Source organism: Mycobacterium shunyiense (genome assembly GCF_058270035.1).
The window spans coordinates 461,515-479,453 of sequence record NZ_JBZDPT010000047.1 but is presented as its reverse complement, the minus strand read 5'-3'; the positions used below and the strand labels follow the sequence as shown (position 1 = coordinate 479,453).

The 17,939-nt window shown below is 67.3% G+C and carries 16 protein-coding genes; 9 read left to right on the top strand and 7 right to left on the bottom strand.

Going from position 1 to position 17,939, the window contains the following annotated elements; all coding sequences use genetic code 11:
- Window positions 1-10 precede the first annotated feature (10 nt).
- The 3 genes from rpmA to proB all read left to right on the top strand — a co-directional run bounded on the left by rpmA (window position 11) and on the right by proB (window position 2,934).
- Window positions 11-277: a 50S ribosomal protein L27 gene (gene rpmA / locus AC4ELS_RS29465; RefSeq protein WP_003879727.1), complete on the top strand. Its 267-nt coding sequence runs from the start codon at window positions 11-13 to the stop codon at window positions 275-277.
- A gap of 90 nt (window positions 278-367) precedes the next feature.
- The gene (gene obgE / locus AC4ELS_RS29460; RefSeq protein ID WP_064882511.1) at window positions 368-1,816 is read left to right on the top strand and encodes a GTPase ObgE; all 1,449 of its coding nucleotides are present in this window, start codon (window positions 368-370) and stop codon (window positions 1,814-1,816) included.
- A complete protein-coding gene (gene proB / locus AC4ELS_RS29455; RefSeq protein ID WP_064960358.1) occupies window positions 1,813-2,934 on the top strand; it encodes a glutamate 5-kinase in 1,122 nt (373 codons plus the stop codon). Before obgE ends, proB begins: the two co-directional genes overlap by 4 nt.
- A gap of 48 nt (window positions 2,935-2,982) precedes the next feature.
- On the opposite strand, the gene AC4ELS_RS29450 is transcribed toward proB, so the two are convergent.
- A complete protein-coding gene (locus AC4ELS_RS29450) occupies window positions 2,983-3,618 on the bottom strand; it encodes a TetR/AcrR family transcriptional regulator (protein WP_499050524.1) in 636 nt (211 codons plus the stop codon).
- Window positions 3,619-3,684: 66 nt separating this feature from the next.
- Here AC4ELS_RS29450 and AC4ELS_RS29445 point away from each other — a divergent pair, with 66 nt between their 5' ends.
- Window positions 3,685-4,968, top strand: a complete 1,284-nt coding sequence (locus tag AC4ELS_RS29445) for a cytochrome P450 (protein ID WP_499050521.1) — start codon at window positions 3,685-3,687, stop codon at window positions 4,966-4,968.
- 40 nt (window positions 4,969-5,008) lie between these two features.
- On the opposite strand, the gene AC4ELS_RS29440 is transcribed toward AC4ELS_RS29445, so the two are convergent.
- From AC4ELS_RS29440 to AC4ELS_RS29425, 4 genes are all read right to left on the bottom strand, one after another.
- Complete coding sequence (locus AC4ELS_RS29440; protein WP_463791438.1) at window positions 5,009-5,548, bottom strand: DUF5994 family protein; 540 nt, start codon at window positions 5,546-5,548, stop codon at window positions 5,009-5,011.
- Between the two features lie 186 nt (window positions 5,549-5,734).
- On the bottom strand, window positions 5,735-5,968 hold the full coding sequence (locus AC4ELS_RS29435) for a hypothetical protein (protein WP_463804849.1): 234 nt from the start codon (window positions 5,966-5,968) through the stop codon (window positions 5,735-5,737).
- A gap of 154 nt (window positions 5,969-6,122) precedes the next feature.
- Complete coding sequence (locus AC4ELS_RS29430) at window positions 6,123-6,968, bottom strand: NAD-dependent protein deacetylase (protein ID WP_499050517.1); 846 nt, start codon at window positions 6,966-6,968, stop codon at window positions 6,123-6,125.
- Window positions 6,969-6,990: 22 nt separating this feature from the next.
- Window positions 6,991-7,530 (bottom strand): cysteine hydrolase family protein, encoded by a 540-nt coding sequence (locus tag AC4ELS_RS29425; protein ID WP_064882498.1) that lies wholly within the window; start codon window positions 7,528-7,530, stop codon window positions 6,991-6,993.
- A gap of 57 nt (window positions 7,531-7,587) precedes the next feature.
- Between AC4ELS_RS29425 and AC4ELS_RS29420 the strand changes: the two genes are divergently transcribed.
- On the top strand, window positions 7,588-9,639 hold the full coding sequence (locus tag AC4ELS_RS29420; RefSeq protein ID WP_499050514.1) for an NAD(+) synthase: 2,052 nt from the start codon (window positions 7,588-7,590) through the stop codon (window positions 9,637-9,639).
- Window positions 9,640-9,775: 136 nt separating this feature from the next.
- A complete protein-coding gene (locus AC4ELS_RS29415; protein ID WP_499050511.1) occupies window positions 9,776-12,466 on the top strand; it encodes a S15 peptidase family protein in 2,691 nt (896 codons plus the stop codon).
- Here AC4ELS_RS29415 and AC4ELS_RS29410 read toward each other — a convergent pair.
- Window positions 12,463-13,287, bottom strand: a complete 825-nt coding sequence (locus AC4ELS_RS29410; protein ID WP_499050508.1) for an enoyl-CoA hydratase/isomerase family protein — start codon at window positions 13,285-13,287, stop codon at window positions 12,463-12,465. The two genes, AC4ELS_RS29415 and AC4ELS_RS29410, sit on opposite strands and share 4 nt — an antisense overlap.
- Window positions 13,288-13,331: 44 nt before the next feature.
- Window positions 13,332-14,192, bottom strand: a complete 861-nt coding sequence (locus AC4ELS_RS29405) for a ribokinase (RefSeq protein WP_499050506.1) — start codon at window positions 14,190-14,192, stop codon at window positions 13,332-13,334.
- An 84-nt stretch (window positions 14,193-14,276) separates the two neighbouring features.
- On the opposite strand from AC4ELS_RS29405, the gene AC4ELS_RS29400 reads away from it, so the two are divergent.
- The 3 genes from AC4ELS_RS29400 to AC4ELS_RS29390 are packed head-to-tail and all read left to right on the top strand — an operon-like array spanning window position 14,277 to window position 17,908.
- Window positions 14,277-15,536 carry a glutamate-5-semialdehyde dehydrogenase gene (locus AC4ELS_RS29400; protein WP_064960352.1) on the top strand — a complete coding sequence of 420 codons (1,260 nt, stop codon included), beginning with the start codon at window positions 14,277-14,279 and terminating at the stop codon, window positions 15,534-15,536.
- 30 nt (window positions 15,537-15,566) lie between these two features.
- Complete coding sequence (locus tag AC4ELS_RS29395; RefSeq protein WP_055115554.1) at window positions 15,567-16,454, top strand: AAA family ATPase; 888 nt, start codon at window positions 15,567-15,569, stop codon at window positions 16,452-16,454.
- Window positions 16,454-17,908 (top strand): vWA domain-containing protein, encoded by a 1,455-nt coding sequence (locus AC4ELS_RS29390; protein ID WP_499050502.1) that lies wholly within the window; start codon window positions 16,454-16,456, stop codon window positions 17,906-17,908. Before AC4ELS_RS29395 ends, AC4ELS_RS29390 begins: the two co-directional genes overlap by 1 nt.
- Window positions 17,909-17,939: the final 31 nt, after the last annotated feature.

Sequence of the window (17,939 nt, the reverse complement as noted above, 5' to 3'; positions counted from 1 at the left end):
GAGCGAACTAATGGCACACAAAAAGGGCGCTTCCAGCTCTCGTAACGGTCGCGAGTCCGCAGCACAGCGGCTCGGCGTGAAGCGTTTCGGTGGTCAGGTCGTCAAGGCAGGCGAGATCCTCGTCCGTCAGCGCGGCACTCACTTCCACCCCGGCGTCAACGTCGGTCGTGGTGGCGATGACACGCTGTTCGCGCTGGCCCCCGGCTCCGTGGAGTTCGGTTCCAAGCGCGGTCGCAAGCACGTGAACATCGTTCCCGTGCCGCGCCCGGAGGCCTGAGACTCAGAGGATTCTCCGCGAATGTGAAGCAGCTGCGAGTTCTCGATAGGACTTTCGCGATAGCTTCACATTCGACGGAGAGGATGTCTGATGCCACGGTTTGTCGACCGCGTCGTCATCCATGCGAGTGCAGGCAACGGCGGCCACGGCTGCGCGTCGGTGCACCGCGAGAAATTCAAACCCCTCGGTGGCCCTGACGGCGGTAACGGTGGTCACGGTGGCAGCATCGTGCTCGTCGTCGATCCGCAGGTTCACACCCTGCTCGACTTTCATTTCCATCCGCATGTCGTCGCGCCCTCGGGTAAGCAGGGCGCGGGCAGCAATCGTGACGGCGCGGCCGGCGACGATCTGATCGTGCGCGTGCCGGACGGCACCGTGGTGCTGGATGAGAACGGCCGCATGCTGGCGGACCTGGTCGGTGCCGGTACCCGGTTCGAGGCGGCGGCCGGTGGTCGCGGGGGACTCGGTAACGCCGCACTCGCTTCCCGGGCCCGCAAGGCGCCCGGCTTCGCCCTGCTCGGTGAGAAGGGCCAGACCCGGGATCTCACGCTCGAGCTGAAAACCGTCGCCGATGTCGGTCTGATCGGTTTCCCGTCGGCGGGTAAATCCTCTCTGGTGTCGACCATCTCGGCGGCCAAGCCCAAGATCGCCGACTACCCGTTCACCACACTGGTGCCCAACCTGGGTGTGGTGTCGGCCGGCGAAAACACCTTCACCGTCGCCGACGTTCCCGGCTTGATCCCCGGTGCGTCCGAGGGGCGTGGTCTGGGCCTGGAATTCCTTCGGCACCTTGAGCGCTGCGCGGTGCTCGTGCATGTCGTGGATTGCGCCACCATGGAGCCCGGGCGTGACCCGATCTCCGATATCGAGGCGCTGGAGGCGGAACTCGCGGCGTACACCCCGACCCTGCAGGGCGATTCCGCGTTGGGTGACCTGGCGTCGCGGCCACGTGCGGTGGTGCTCAACAAGATCGACGTTCCCGACGCCCGCGAGCTTGCCGACTTCGTGCGTGAAGAAGTGCAGTCGCAGTTCGGCTGGCCGGTGTATGAGATCTCGACGGTCAGCCGTGATGGCTTGCGGCCGTTGATCTTTGCCTTGTGGGAGATGGTGAAGGCGTATCGCGATGCGCAACCCGAGGTGGTGCCGAGGCGTCCGGTGATCCGCCCGATCGCCGTCGACGACAGCGGCTTCACCGTCGAGACCGACGGGTACGGCGGGTTCATCGTGCGAGGTACCCGACCCGAGCGCTGGATCGCCCAGACCAACTTCGACAATGACGAGGCCGTCGGTTACCTCGGTGACCGGTTGGCGCGGTTGGGTGTCGAGGACGCCTTGTGGAAGAAGGGCGCCAAGCCCGGCTGCGCCGTGACCATCGGCGATATGACCTTCGACTGGGAACCGCAGACTCCTGCCGGCGTCGACATGCCGCTCACTGGACGTGGCACAGACATCCGGCTCGAGCAGACCGACCGCATCGGCGCCGCCGAGCGCAAGGCCGCGCGTCGTGAACGGCGCCAGCCCGGGAGTGAAGACGAGTGACGAGCGCAGGCTCGGCGCCCTCGGTACACCGGGAAGCGATTCGGACCGCTCGCAGTGTCGTCGTCAAGGTCGGCACCACTGCGCTGACCACCCCCTCCGGTGTCTTCGATGCGGGCCGCCTCGCGGTCCTGGTCGAGGCCATCGAGGGTCGGATGCGGGCCGGTTCCGACCTGGTGATCGTGTCGTCGGGTGCCATCGCCGCCGGTATCGAGCCGCTCGGGCTGTCCAAGCGCCCCACCGATCTGGCCACCAAGCAGGCGGCCGCCAGCGTCGGGCAGGTGGCCCTGGTCAACGCCTGGAGTTCGGCCTTCGCCGTCTACAGCCGCACGGTCGGGCAGGTACTGCTGACCGCCCATGACATCGCGATGCGGGTTCAGCACAACAACGCTCAGCGCACGCTGGACCGGTTGCGCGCGCTGCACGCGGTCGCGATCGTCAACGAGAACGACACCGTGGCCACCAACGAGATCAGGTTCGGCGACAATGATCGGCTTTCGGCGCTGGTGGCCCAGCTGGTCGGCGCCGACGCGCTGATCCTGCTGTCTGACATCGACGGCCTGTACGACTCTGATCCCCGAAAAGGGAACGCGCGCTTCATTCCCGAGGTCGGGGCGCAAGGGGACCTCGACGGGGTGGTCGCGGGCGGCGGTAGCAACCTGGGCACCGGCGGCATGGCATCGAAGCTGTCGTCGGCCCTGCTGGCGGCCGATGCCGGGGTGCCGGTGCTGCTTGCCGCCGCCGCGGATGCGGCCGCGGCACTGAGCGACGCCTCGGTGGGCACGGTGTTCGCGCCGCGGCCAGAGCGGATGTCGGCGCGGCGGTTCTGGGTTCGCCACACGGCGGAGTCGCACGGAGTGTTGACCCTTGACGACGGTGCGGTGCGGGCGGTCGTCAAGCAGCGGCGTTCATTGCTGCCTGCCGGGATCACCGAGGTCTCCGGTCACTTCCACGGCGGCGATGTGGTGGATCTCCGGGCGTTGGACGGCAAGACGGTCGCGCGTGGCGTGGTCGCCTACGAGGCGTCGGAGCTGGCCGCGATCATCGGCCGCTCGACGCCTGATCTGCCGGCCGAACTGCGCCGGCCCGCGGTGCACGCCGACGATCTGGTCGCTCTCTAGCGATTTGGGAGCATGCACCGGAGCCGCCCGGCGCCAGATGCACCGAAATCACCGGGGCGGGGACTCCAGATACAGGGCACCCCAGATGATCTCGGTGAGCGTGTCGGCCAGCTCGGCGTCGTAGGAGGCCGGGTGTGACGGCAGATTCTGGTGGCAGGTCCGTTCCACCATCCAGGTCAGCGTGCTCGCGGTGACGGCGGCAGGCAGTTGTGGCCGGATGGTCCCGTCGGACTGCCCGTCCTCGATCACTTTCGTGAGCTGGTCGGCGATCCCCGTCAGCAGTTCACGGTAGGTCTGCCCGACCAGTGGGTCATAACCCGACATCTCGTTGAGCGCGATCAGCACCGGCTGATGGCTCCGATAGCTGGCGACGATGCCGGACATGGCGGCGTGGACGTCGGCGGGGTCGCGGCGACCGGCGACGCCCCACCACCGCTCGGCAGCGCGGGTGAGATCGCCGAACACCTGGCTGGCCAGCCGGCGCAGCAGATGACCCTTGTCCTCGAAGTAGATGTAGAAGCTGGCCCGGGAGATCCCGGCCTCGGTGGCCAGTCTGTCCACGCTGAGTTCGGTGAAGCTGGTGCCGTCGGCCATCAGCCGGTCGGTGGCGTCGAGCAGTTGGCGTTCGATCCGCTCGCGCCGTTCCTCCCTTTTGGCCTGCGGTTTTCGCGTTACCGATGGCATGGGCCCAGCGTATCGGAACGCGACACACCTTGACTAGACATAGTGTCTAGACTTATCGTCACCACCATGACTGTGTCGCCCATCACATCTGCTGCTTCCTGGCCTGCTGCGGCCCGCCCCTACGACCCGATCGACCTGTCCTCACGGGTGTTCTGGGCCACCACGGCCGCTGATCGCGAGGTCGCCTTCGCCGAGCTACGTGCCTCCCGCCCGGTCAGTTGGCATCCGCCCGTCGAGGACGCGCTCATGCCGGATCCCGACGATCGCGGGTTCTGGGCGGTCACCCGGCACGCGGACATCGTGGCGGTGAGCCGTGACAGCGAGACATTCCTGTCGGGCAAAGGGGTGTTGTTCGAGTCCGTTCCGGAGGAGTTGCTCGAGGCGTCACAGTCCTTCCTGGCGATGGACGCGCCACGGCACACGCTGATCCGCAAACTGGTCCACGCCGCATTCACGCCCCGGCAGGTGGCCCGCATCGAAGACTCGATCAAGGACAACGCCCGTCAGATCGTGGCCGAGCTCAAAGAAGTCGGCAGCGGGGTGGACTTCGTCGATCAGTGCGCCAAGGAACTACCGATCCGCACGTTGTCGGACATGGTCGGCATCCCCGAGTCCGAGCGTCAGCAGGTGGCGCATGCCGCCGACGCGCTGGTGTCCTGGGCCGACCCGGTCTACCTGGCCGGGCGCCACCCGCTCGAGGTGCTGATGCAGAACCAGATGTACCTGCATCAGGTGGCGAACGCACTTGCCGCGGAACGTCGGGAGAACCCGGGCAACGATCTGATCAGCGCACTGGTTCACGCCGAGGTCGACGGGGACCGGCTCACCGACGCCGAGGTTGCGGCGTTCTTCGTCCTACTGGCGGTGGCGGGCAACGACACCACCCGCCAGACCACCAGCCACGCGCTCAAGGCACTGACCGACCATCCCGACCAACGGGCCTGGCTCATGGCCGATTTCGACGACCGGATCGGCGGAGCGGTCGAGGAGTTCGTGCGGTGGGCGACCCCGGTGATGACGTTCCGCCGCACCGCGGCCGTCGACGTCGAACTCGGTGGGCAGCAGATCCTGGCGGGGGAGAAGGTGGTGATGTTCTACGCCTCGGGCAACCAGGATTCCGAAGTGTTCGACCGGACCGAGGTCTTCGATCTGAGCCGTAAGCCCAACCCGCACCTGGGATTCGGGGGCGGCGGCCGTCATTTCTGCCTGGGCGCACACGTCGCCCGGACACAGTTGCGGGCGATCTTCGGTGAGCTGCTGCACCAGCTGCCCGACATCGCCGCGGGTGAGCCGGCCTATCTGGCGGGCAACTTCGTGCACGCTATCCGGTCGATGCCGTGCACGTTCTGAGCTCGCCGGTTCGATGACGTATCCAATGCCGCGAACTGCGCTAGCTCTGCATGCGCTCTCGGGACATTGTGGTGCCACCAGTTGATCCCCAGCGTTTTTGAGCGTTGGAAGCCTGTGTGCGCCATGCCCGGTCGCGCTCACTGGTCATGAGCAATCCGTCGGTACTGGCGGCGTTGTTCGGTTCCGCCGCGGACATCATGGCGGTGTGAGCGTCGTCGGGGCTGGTGTGTGGCGGGATCACCAGCAAAGTGAGGCGTTCGCCGCCGAGGCCGAGAACCTCGATCGTGTTGATCGGCTGAAGCTGGTAGCCGTCCAGGCGTAGCGTGTGTCCACCGGTGACGAGTTTGCGTGGGGCACTGGCCCATGCCGTCAGGTGATACAACACCCGCTCGATCCGGCCCAGGCGTACCGAGAGCACCGCCAGCAGATCTGGCAATTCGGTGGTGAGGTCATCGGAGTGCGGCCACCATGCCCCATCGACGTGTCCGCTTCGGGGCGACTTGGGTTTTAATCGCAACCGTGGTGTGTGCGCGGGCACGGTCGAGTTCTGATCATTCTTACGAGTCTGCTGCGGCGTCATCGCGACGCTCCTGTCTTGGCCGGATTCGGCCCTATCCTGAGAATCAGCGGTGACACACTCGAAAAGTCGCGTGTACGGAGTACCGCCGATAGGTCTGAGCCTACGCCACCTGGGCGATCGCCGGGCCCCGGGCCGGATGAGGTCTGCTGCCCCCGGGCCGTACCGCTGCCGGCACCATGATCGGTGCTAGTCGGAAGATGCGTAGTGCTGGTGAATATCGCTGTCGTTGTTGGGTTTGTCGCAGCGCCGCTGGTGTGCCAGTCGGTTGTCTCGACAACTGTCGGTGAATCGCTTTCTACGGCGAATTCTGTCGTTGGCCCACCGCCGGTCGGCAGCTCGACTGGCCACCGGCTCTCCGTATGTCAGGCTGCGCAACATCGCGGTGATCGGCACGATCATGGTCTCCAACGCCTCAGGCATGGAGGTTCAGGGCAGGCATCGCTTGGCGTGCTGTGTGGACATCCATCGTCCGACCTCATCTGTACCGCTGTCTACCAGTAGACGCCGGTTACGCGGCACTGTCAACGCTCGCTTTCGGTCTGCGAACCGGCCTCCTCTCTGAGGATGAGAACCATTACCCGGCAACAGGTTTGGCGGACCACGTTCTGAGTTCACCGGCCAACAGGGTCAACATCTCCGAACAGCCGGCTTCGACCTTGACTGTGGCCAGGTCGTCGCCGCGGGTGGGGCCGCGGTTGATGATCCCCACCGGGATGTCGTGCGCGGCCGCGTGCCGGACGAATCGATAGCCGGAGTACACCGTCAGCGAGGAGCCCGCGACCAACAGTGCCTCGGCGTCCTCCACCATCGAATACGCCTGCTCGACGCGATCTTTCGGGACACTCTCGCCGAAGTAGACGATGTCGGGTTTGAGCATGCCCGCACAGCCCGGGCAGTCCACGATGGTGAACGAATCGGTGTCGCTGACCACGGCGTCGGCGTCGGGTGCCACTGCGATGCCGCCGACCGCCTCGGCGCGTTCGATGAAGCCGGGATTGGCCGTCTCCAGTGCGTCGGCCAGCTCGTCGCGACCCATCGTCGCGCCGCAGTCCAGGCAGATCACCTGTGCATAGGTGCCGTGCAGGTTGACCACCGACCGGCTTCCGGCCTTGCTGTGCAGAAGATCGACGTTCTGGGTGATCAGTCCACTCACCACCCCGGCGTCTTCCAGCGCGGCCAAGGCGCGATGCCCGGCATTCGGCAGCGTCTCGTCCATGTGGCGCCAGCCGACATGATTGCGGGCCCAGTACCGCTGACGGAACTCCGGATCAGAGGTGAACTGTCGGATCGTCATCGGGTTGCTGGGCGGGGAATCGGGGCCGCGGTAGTCGGGGATGCCCGAATCGGTCGACATCCCGGCTCTCGTCAGCACCGCGACGCGGCGTCCCTCCAGGAGGGCGACGAGTTCGGGAGCATCCACCCTCGCCAGGATAGGCCGCCCGTCAGTCCAGGCATTTGGCGGCGGAGACGATCTCGGCGCTCATGTTGCGCCGCATCATCTGCAGCGCCGCCTCGCCCAGGCCGGCGTCGATGCCCGCGACCGCGTCGGACGGGATCACCACGTCGAAATGTCGCACATAGGCGTCCAGAGCGCTGTAGAGGATGCACTGCTCGGTAACCTGGCCGGCCAGGATCAGTCGGCGGGTGCCCAACCGGCCCAACAGGTAGTCCAGCGCGGTCGCATAGAACACGCTGTGGCGCACCTTGGTCAGCACCAGGCAGTCGTCCGCCGGGACGATCGGCCGGACCAGATCCGGGTGCTCACCGGCCAGCGCGGCTTCGACGATGTCACTGAACTGGGCGGTGAAATCGCCGTAGTTGTCGTTGACGTAGATCAGATCGATGTCGTCGCGGTCGCGAGCGCTCTTGATCAGCCCGACCAGCGGATCGATGATGGGCGCCACGTTGGGTGCGAGCAGTTCGGCATCCTCGTGCTGATAGCTGTTGAGCATGTCCACAACGACTACGGCGGTATCGCTCATGCGTCATTTGGTACCCAGTGGCCCGATCTTGACACTTTTCGGGTGACAATGGGCTCGATGGACTTCTACAGCGCCTATCACCACGGTTTCGCGCGGGTTGCCGCGTGCACTCACCACACGGCGTTGGCGGATCCGCCGGCGAACGCAGAATCGGTGCTCCGGTTGGCGCAGGCCTGCCACGACGACGGGGTGGCCGTCGCGGTGTTCCCCGAGCTGACCCTGTCGGGTTATTCGATCGACGACATCCTGATGCAGGATGCCCTGCTGGAGTCGGTGGAGCAGGCACTCATCGAAATCGTCGCGGCATCGGTGGTGCTGGCACCGGTGCTGGTGGTCGGCGCACCACTTCGGTACCGGCACCGGATTTACAACACCGCCGTCGTCATCCACCGCGGTGCGGTGCTCGGTGTGGCACCCAAGTCCTATCTGCCGACGTACCGGGAGTTCTACGAGCGCAGGCAGATGGCATCCGGGGCCGATATCCGCGGCACCATCCGGGTGGCCGGCGCCGAGGTGCCGTTCGGCCCGGACCTGCTGTTCGTGGCCTCCGACGTACCGGGGCTGGTCCTGCACGTCGAGATCTGTGAGGACATGTTCGTCCCAGTGCCGCCCAGCGCACAGGCGGCGCTCGCCGGCGCGACGGTGTTGGCGAATCTCTCGGGCAGTCCGATCACCGTCGGCCGCGCCGAAGATCGTGCGCTGCTGGCGCGTTCGGCGTCGTCGCGGTGTCTGGCCGCCTATGTGTACGCCGCGGCCGGCGAGGGGGAGTCGACGACGGACCTGGCCTGGGACGGCCAGACCATGATCTGGGAGAACGGGCTGCTGCTCGCCGAGAGCGAGCGCTTCCCGCGCGGTGAACGACGCTCGGTCGCCGACGTGGATCTGGAGCTGTTGCGTTCCGAGAGGCTGCGCATGGGCACGTTCGACGACAACGCGAGAAGTCATGGCGCCCAGGTAGATACGTTCCGTCGCATCGAGTTCCAGCTCGACCCGCCGACAGGTGACATCGGGTTGCGGCGCGAGATCGAGCGGTTTCCGTTCGTGCCTGCGGATCCGGCACGGCTGCAACAGGATTGCTATGAGGCCTACAACATTCAGGTCTCCGGGCTGGAGCAGCGGCTGCGGGCGCTGAAATACCCCAAGGTGGTGATCGGGGTGTCCGGTGGCCTGGATTCCACCCATGCCCTGATCGTGGCGGCCAGGGCGATGGACCGGGAGAACCGCCCGCGCAGTGACATTCTCGCCTTCACCCTGCCCGGCTTCGCCACCGGCGACCGCACCAAGAACAACGCGATCCGGTTGAGCCGGGCGCTGGGGGTGACGTTCGAAGAGATCGACATCAAGAAGACCGCCGAGTTGATGCTCACCGAGATGGACCATCCGTTCGGTCGCGGTGAGGAGGTCTACGACGTCACGTTCGAGAACGTCCAGGCCGGCCTGCGCACCGATTACCTGTTCCGGCTGGCCAATCAGCGCGGCGGCATCGTGCTCGGCACCGGGGACCTGTCGGAGCTGGCACTGGGGTGGTCGACTTACGGTGTCGGCGACCAGATGTCGCACTACAACGTCAACGGCGGCGTGCCGAAAACCCTGATCCAGCATCTGATCCGGTGGGTGATCTCATCCGGTCAGTTCAGCGGCGACGACTCTGAAGTCAATGAGGTCCTCCACTCGGTGCTCGACACCGAGATCACCCCGGAGTTGGTGCCCACCGGCGAGGATGAGGAGATCCAGAGCAGCGAGGCCAAGGTTGGTCCCTATGCGCTGCAGGACTTTTCGTTGTTCCAGGTGCTGCGATACGGCTTCCGCCCGTCGAAGGTGGCCTTCCTGGCCTGGCATGCCTGGCATGACGCGGCCCACGGCGATTGGCCCGCCGGGTTCCCCGAGGACAAGCGCCCGGTGTATTCGCTCGGCGAGATCCGGCACTGGCTTCAGGTCTTCGCCCAACGGTTCTATTCGTTCTCGCAGTTCAAGCGTTCGGCGCTGCCCAACGGGCCCAAGGTGTCGCACGGCGGCTCGCTGTCGCCGCGTGGGGACTGGCGGGCTCCGTCGGACATGTCGGCGCGGATCTGGCTCGACGAGATCGAGCGGAACGTCCCTGAGCAGTAGTTTTCCTCAGCCCGTGTGGCTTCTCCCAATTGACGACGCAAAAAATTGACAAGCTAACCTTCTGGGCCGCAGCGACGCGCTAATGTGCGTCGGGTCACAGTTCGGCATCGCCGAATGCCGGGTCTAGGAGGTCGCGTTGGGTGCTGCAAAGTACGTCGGTCGGGTAGGCGGATTGGCGGTTGCGCTCGGGGTCGGGTCGGCCGTCGTTCTGGGTGGGCAGGCACTGGGTACGCCGGTGGCCTCGGCATCGCCCGGTACCAGCGACACCTCGTCCGATTCGCCGTCCGCCCAAGCGGCCAACAAGGGTGCCGCCAAGGACCGGCAGAGCACCCGCACGTCGCGACCGGCGACGGTGCGTGCGGCGATCAAGGACCGGCCTACCAAGCTCGGTGAGTCCGGTCGCCACCGCGCGAGCTCGACGACGCCGAAGTCCGATGTCGTGCAATCGATCACCGACCGGCTGTCGGAGGCTCAGGCCAAGATCGAAGCCGGACTGAACCGGCACGGCGGCAGCGGCTACGGACAAAACGCCCCGGGGATCGAAAAACCCAAGGCCACTGTGCCCGCTGAAGCACCGGCGGCGCGGGGCTTGTCGTTCGTCAAGCCGAACCTGCCGCGGCCCCTACGGGATCACGCCGAGACCCCGGCGCCCGTCGAGTCGACGACCGAGAGCATCGACTCCGGCCCGGCCGACGAAACCACAGCGACCCCGGCGGTCACGGCCAAGGCCGAGGCGGCACCGCCACCGGCCGTGCAGGTGGCTCCGGTGCGGGGCCTCATCGAGACCGTCGTCAACGACATCGCCAGGACTCTGGCCGGAAACTCGCCGACCGCGCCGTCGACCGATTCGCCTGCCGGATGGGTTTTGCTTGCGGCCGCACGCCGGGAGTTCTCCGCGGCCGCCGTGTCACCGTCCGTGAGCGTCACCGGTGGCATCACGGCCAGTCCGTCGGTCGGCATCACCGACGGCATCATCCACGGCTCCACGGGAGCCACGAGTTCCGCCGGTCTGCCGCTCACCTACACCGTGATCGGCGACCCGAGCGCGGGCGGCAAGGTCCGGCTCGACTCGGCCAACGGCACCTTCACGTTCCTGCCCTATGCCACCGTCGTCGACAGCGGCGGCACGGAGAAGTTCACCGTCCTGGTCGCCGAGACCACCGCGTTCGATGCTGCGCTGCAACAGATTCCGATCGTGGGATCGTTCGTGCCGCAGGTGCTGGTGATCGTGCATCAGGTGCCGATCGTCAACGACCTGTTGGCGCCGCTCATCGGAAAGTCGGAGATGGTGGACGTCAACGTGGACGTCGGTGCGCTGGCGCCGGCGGGCACCCCGGTGGCCTACACGGTCAAGGTGACGTCCTTCGACGGCACTCCGATCAGCATGAACTACTTCCCGGCGTCGGGCCTTCAGGCGGGGGAGGAGGCGCCGACCATCTTCAGTGGCGCGGGCCTGTCGAGTGCGGGCGACACGAACCCGTACTCCGGTGGAGCCACCGGCGTCGGCACGTTCCGCAACGCGGGTTACAACGTCGTCACCTGGGATTCGCGCGGCGAGCACGACTCGGGCGGGATCCTGCAGCTCGACAATCCGTTCTTCGAGGGTCGCGACGTGTCGGCCATGATCGACTACGTGGCCAAACGGCCGGGCACGCAACTCGACGCCGCCAATGATCCTCGGATGGGCATGGTGGGCCCGTCGTACGGCGGAGGCATCCAGTGGGTGGCCGCGGGCACCGACAACCGGATCGACGCGATCGTCCCGACGATCTCGTGGAACTCGCTGAACAGTTCGCTGTATCCCAACGAGGCGTTCAAGACGTCGTATGCGGCGCTGCTGCTCTTGTCCTTGGTGACATCGGGGGCGAACATCAACAGCCAGCTGTACAGCGGCATCCTCACCGGTGGGCTGCTGGGCATCCTGACCCCTGAGCAGCAAGCCCTGCTGGCCAGCAGTGGCCCGACCGCGCTGGTCAACAAGGTCACCGCGCCGACGCTCATCATCCAGGGCACCGTCGACGTGTTGTTCCCGCTGCAGCAGGCGATGGACAACGCCCAGATCCTGGACGCCAACGGCGTGCCGGTGAAGATGGTGTGGTTCTGCGGCGGTCACGGCAACTGCGAAACCCCGGCCGGCGACAGTACCGAGATGGTCGAGTCCGCGACGATGAGCTGGCTGGACACCTACGTCAAGCACAAGGGCGAAGCCGTGGACGACGGTCTACCCAAGTTTCAGTGGATCGACCAGAACGGCGACCACTACACGTCCGACCTGCTGCCGACCGACCCGAATTTCACCGGGACCCCGGTCAGCGCGTCGGGCAGCGGCGGGCTGCTGGGAATCGTCCCGATCCTCGGCGGTTCCGGACCGGGCGCGGCGGGGATCCCGTTCGGCCTCGGGGACGGCACGAAGGCCGCCAACGCGGTGAACGTCAAGGTGACGGCGCCGTCGGGCACCGCCACCCAGATCGTCGGTGCACCGGAGCTGACGATGACGTACTCCGGCATCGGCACCAGCCGCCACGTCTACGCCCAGATCGTCGACGATCAGACCGGCCAGGTGATCGGCAACGTGGTCACGCCGATTCCGGTCACGCTCGACGGGAAGGAGCACACCTTCACCATTCCGATGGAGGCCGTGGCCTACACGCTGGAGCCCGGACATACCGCCACGGTGCAGATCACCACCTCGGCGACGCCGTTCCTCAACTTCACCCAGTTCGGCGTCATCGACATCTCCGGTGTGGAGGTGTCCCTGCCCACCGCGGGGCCCGGAGCCAATGTGCAGCCCGCGACGGCTGACAGGGAGGACCTGGTCAGCGTTTAGAGCCGGCCCTCGGTACGCAGGTCCGGGTGGACCCACTCCGGGGAGCGGCGCGCCTTGAAGGCGCGAAATCCCTCGGCGGCCTCGTCGCCGCTGTAGCTGGCCTTCATGCCGATCCGGTCGTAGAGGCCCAGGTAGCTGTCCAGACTGGACTTGACCACCCCGCGGGCACGGGGCGCCGTCCGGCAGCATTGGGCGAGTACTTCTGTTGCGGCAGGTAGTAATTCGTCGTGCGGTACCACTCGGGCAACCATGCCCCAGTCGACGGCTTCCTTTGCATTGAGCGTGCGGCCGGTGAACATCAGGTCGCGAGTGCGGACCGGACCGATCAGGCGGGCCAGCATCTGGCTGTAGTACGTGTCGGCGATGCCGCGGTACAGCTCGGGCACCCGGAATGTGGCGCGGTCGCTGATCACGGCCATGTCGCTGCAGATCGCGATCTGCAGCCCGCCGCCCTGACACAAGCCGTTGACCGCGCTCACGACCGGTTTGACCGACTGGCGCAGGGTTTCGAACGGGGTGACGTCCATCGACAGGGCCGCGCCGAAGCTCATCCAGTCGTCGACGCCGTTACCGCCGCCCAGGTCGCCCCCGGGGGCGAACACGTCCCCGGTTCCGGTGATCAGCAGGCCGGCCAGGTCGGGGTCCGCCTCGACGTGAGTGACCGCGTACCGGATGCCGAAGTACATGGCCGGCGTCATCGCGTTGCGGGCCTCGGGCCGGTCCAGGGTGACCACGCCGAACGGTCCCTGCCGCTCGAACCTGAGGTACGGGGTGCCGAGCCAGTCGCCTTCGGGTGGTCGCGGAGTGTTTCCCTGGGTCATGTCGGCGACTATAGCGCCAACGGTATCGGCTTCAGTTGGCCGTCTCAGTGGGTCAGGACGGCGTCGATGTCGGACGCCGACGGGGCGCAGTCACCGGCCCCGCGCACCAGGGTGGCCAACGCTCCGGCTGCGCATGCGCGGCGGAGGGCCTGCTCGTGGCCTGCGGTCCAGCCCGCAGCCAGCACGCCGGCGAACACGTCGCCGGCACCGGCGGTGTCCAGCGCGCGCACCGCGGGGGACGGCACGTCGAAGCGTTCGTCGGCGCCCACGTAACTGGCCCCTCGAGCGCCCCGGGTGATCACCAGATGCCGCGCCGGCCAGTGCCACTCGGCCGCCTCGGTCTCGTTCACCACCACCACGTCGACCAGTTCCGACAATGCGAGCAGTTGATGGGCGGCGGTGCCTCCCGGTGAGGCGTTGAGCATCACGACCGCCCCGGCAGCCTTGCCCAGCCGGGCCGCCGCGATCGCCGTCGCCACCGGGATCTCCAACTGGATCAGCACGACCTCGCTCCACACGATGGCCGTGCGCGCCGCGGCGGAGTCCACCTCGAGCCGGGCGTTGGCGCCCGGCGCCACCACGATGCAGTTCTCGCCGACTCCATCGACCAGGATCACCGCCGATCCGCTCGGACCGGGAACGCATGTCACAGAGTCGGTCGCCACCCCATTGGACCGGAGATGCTCGCGCAGGTTCGCAGCGGCGGCGTCGTCGCCGAGCGCGGCCACCAGGGCCACCTCGGCGCCCGCCCGCGCGGCCGCCACCGCCTGGTTGCCGCCCTTGCCGCCGGGCGCGGACGCCAGGGACGACGCGAGCACGGTCTGTCCGGGCCGCGGCAATGCTCCGACAGTGAACGTGAGGTCGGCGTTGATGCTCCCGACGACGCAAACCCGCGCAGCGGCCATAAACGAAAAGGCTAGCCCGGCGTGCTCGTCCCAGGGCGCCTGACACCTGTCGAAGGGCGTCAACAGGTCCGATACGCTGGCTAGATGAGCGTTCAGACACAGTCGCCGACGGTGCCGCAAGCAGACCTGCGCGAGCAGGTGCACGAGGCCGCGCGTCGTGCTCGCATCGCCGCCCGCACCTTGGGCACTCTGAGCGCCGAGACCAAGAACCGCGCGCTGCACGCCGCCGCCGACAGCGTGCTCGCCCATGTCCACGAGATCCTGGCCGCCAACGCGGCCGACGTCGAGGCCGCTCGCGAGTCGGGTACCCCCGAGGCGATGCTGGACCGCCTGGCACTCAACCCGCAGCGGGTCGACGGCATCGCGGCCGGGCTGCGCCAGGTCGCCGGGTTGCCCGATCCGGTCGGTGAGGTGTTGCAGGGCCGCACCCTGCCCAACGGGCTGCAACTGCGTCAGCAGCGGGTGCCGCTCGGCGTGGTCGGCATGGTCTACGAGGGCCGCCCGAATGTCACGGTGGACGCGTTCGGGCTCACCCTGAAGTCGGGCAATGCCGCTCTGCTGCGCGGCAGTTCGTCGGCGGCCCGGTCCAACGAGGCCCTGGTGACCGCGCTGCGGTCGGCCCTGGCATCGGTCGGTCTGCCCTTGGACGCGGTGCAACTGCTGCCCAGCCATGACCGCGCCAGCGTCACCCACCTGATCCAGGCCCGCGGCCTGGTCGATGTGGTGATCCCGCGTGGGGGAGCCGGCCTGATCGAGGCCGTGGTGCGCGACGCCCAGGTGCCCACCATCGAGACCGGTGTTGGCAATTGCCATGTCTACGTTCACTCCTCGGCCGATGTCGACCTGGCCGAGAAGATCCTGCTGAACTCCAAGACCCGCCGTCCCAGCGTCTGCAATGCCGCCGAGACCCTGCTGGTGGACAAGGCGCTGCAGGACACCGCGCTGCCGCGGCTCACCGCCGCGCTGCGCGACGCCGGGGTGACCGTGCACGCCGATCCCACCGACGAGGAGCTGCACACCGAGTTTCTCTCGATGGACATCGCCGTCGCGGTGGTCGACGGGCTCGACGGGGCGATCACCCACATCAACGAGTACGGCACCGGCCACACCGAGGCCATCGTGACAACGGATCTTGCTGCGGCCCAGCGTTTCACCGAACAGGTGGACGCGGCAGCGGTGATGGTCAACGCGTCCACCGCGTTCACCGACGGAGAGCAGTTCGGTTTCGGCGCAGAGATCGGCATCTCCACCCAGAAACTGCATGCCCGCGGACCGATGGGCCTGCCCGAACTGACCTCGACCAAATGGATCGTGTGGGGAGACGGTCAGACCCGCCCGGCGTAGCCGCCGACCCGATAGAGACCAGGAGACCACATGAGCGTGCCCGCTCGCCCCGCTCCGTTGTTCGCCGACATCGACGATGTCGCGCGGCGCCTGGCGGAGACCGGCTACCTGCCCGATACCGCCACCGCGACAGCGGTTTTCCTCGCCGACCGGCTGGGCAAACCGTTGCTCGTCGAGGGTCCTGCAGGCGTCGGCAAGACCGAGCTCGCCCGCGCGGTGGCCCAGTCGACGGGATCGGAGCTGGTGCGGTTGCAGTGCTACGAGGGCGTCGACGAGGCTCGTGCGCTCTACGAGTGGAACCACGCCAAGCAGATCCTGCGGATCCAGGCCGGGCAGAACGCGAACGGCGGCGACTGGGACCAGACCAAGATGGACGTGTTCAGCGAGGAGTTCCTGCTGACCCGCCCGCTGCTGACCGCGATCAAGCGCACCGACCCGACCGTGCTGCTGGTCGACGAGACCGACAAGGCCGACATCGAGATCGAGGGCCTGCTGCTGGAGGTGTTGTCCGACTTCGCGGTCACCGTCCCGGAACTCGGCACGATCACCGCCGAACGGCCGCCGTTCGTGGTGCTCACCTCTAATGCCACCCGTGAGCTCTCCGAGGCGCTCAAGCGTCGCTGCCTGTTCCTGCACATCGACTTCCCGGATCCGGATCTGGAGCGGCGCATCCTGCTGTCGCGGGTCCCCGAACTGCCCGAGCACATCGCTTCAGAGCTGGTGAAGATCATCGGCGTGATGCGCGGCATGCAACTCAAGAAGGTGCCGTCGGTGGCCGAGACCATCGACTGGGGCCGCACCGTGCTGGCCCTCGGTCTGGACACCATCGACGACGAGATGATCGCCGCCACCCTCGGTGTGGTGCTCAAACACCAGTCCGACCAGGTCAGGGCGGCCGGCGAGCTGAAGCTGAACTGATGGTGCCCCGCCGGGTTCGACCGCCGCAGCCGCTGGCCCCGCACGGCCTGCCTGGCCACCTTGTCGAGTTCGTCGAAGCGCTTCGCGGGCAAGGCATCTCGGTCGGACCGTCGGAGACGGTGGATGCCGGCCGGGTGATCACCGTGCTGGGGTTGGGTGATCGTGAGGCACTGCGTGAGGGCATCGCCTGCGCGGTGCTGCGCCGCCCCGATCACCGCGACACCTATGACGCGATGTTCGACCTGTTCTTCCCCGCCGCTCTGGGCGATCGCACCGTGCTGTCTGACGACGAGCAGGGTGACCCCGGCGACGAGCATCGGCCGCAGTTGCCGCCCGAGGACATCGAGGCGATGCGCGAGGCGTTGGTGCAGATGCTGGCCGACAACGAGGAACTGGCCAACCTCGACGACCGGATGGCGGCGATGATCGCGCGGATCGTCGAGGCCTACGGCCGGTACAACTCCAGCCGCGGCCCGTCCTACTCGTCGTATCAGGCGCTCAAGGCCATGAGCCTGGACGATCTGGAGGGCCGGCTGCTGGCCGGGCTGCTGGCCCCGTACGGCGACGAACCCACGCCGACCCAGGATGAGATTGCCAAGGCCCTGGCCGCCCAGCGCATCGCCCAGCTCCGCAAGATGGTCGAGTCCGAGACCAAGCGGCGCACCGCCGAGCAACTGGGCCGTGACCACGTGCAAATGTACGGAGTGCCGCAGCTGGCCGAGAACGTCGAGTTCCTGCGCGCGTCCGGTGAGCAGCTGCGTCAGATGCGCAAGACCGTGCAGCCGTTGGCGCGCACGTTGGCGACGCGCTTGGCGGCCCGGCGCCGCCGGTCCCGTTCCGGGGAGATCGACCTGCGCAAGACCCTGCGCAAATCGATGTCCACCGGCGGGGTGCCCATCGACGTCGTGCTCAAGAAACCGCATCCGGCCCGTCCTGAGCTCGTCGTGCTCTGCGATGTGTCCGGGTCGGTCGCCGGGTTCAGCCACTTCACCCTGATGCTGGTCTCGGCGCTGCGTCAGCAGTTCTCCCGGGTGCGGGTCTTTGCATTTATCGACACCACCGACGAGGTGACCGAGATGTTCGGGCCGGAGTCCGACCTGGCGGTCGCGGTGCAGCGCATCACCCGCGAGGCCGGCGTCTACACCCGTGACGGGCACTCCGACTACGGGCACGCGTTCGTGTCCTTCCTGGACAAGTACCCCAACGTGCTGTCCCCGCGCAGCTCGCTGCTGGTGCTGGGCGACGGCCGCAACAACTACCGCAACCCGGAGACCGGTCTGCTCGCGCACATGGTGTCGTCCAGCCGGCACGCCCACTGGCTCAACCCGGAGCCCAGGCATCTGTGGGGCAGCGGCGATTCTGCGGCGCCGAAATACGCCGAGACCATCCCGATGCACGAGTGCCGCTCGGCCAAACAACTGGCCGCGGTCATCGACGGGTTGCTGCCGGTCTGAGCACGGCCCATCGTGGCGCCGCCGTGCCGCA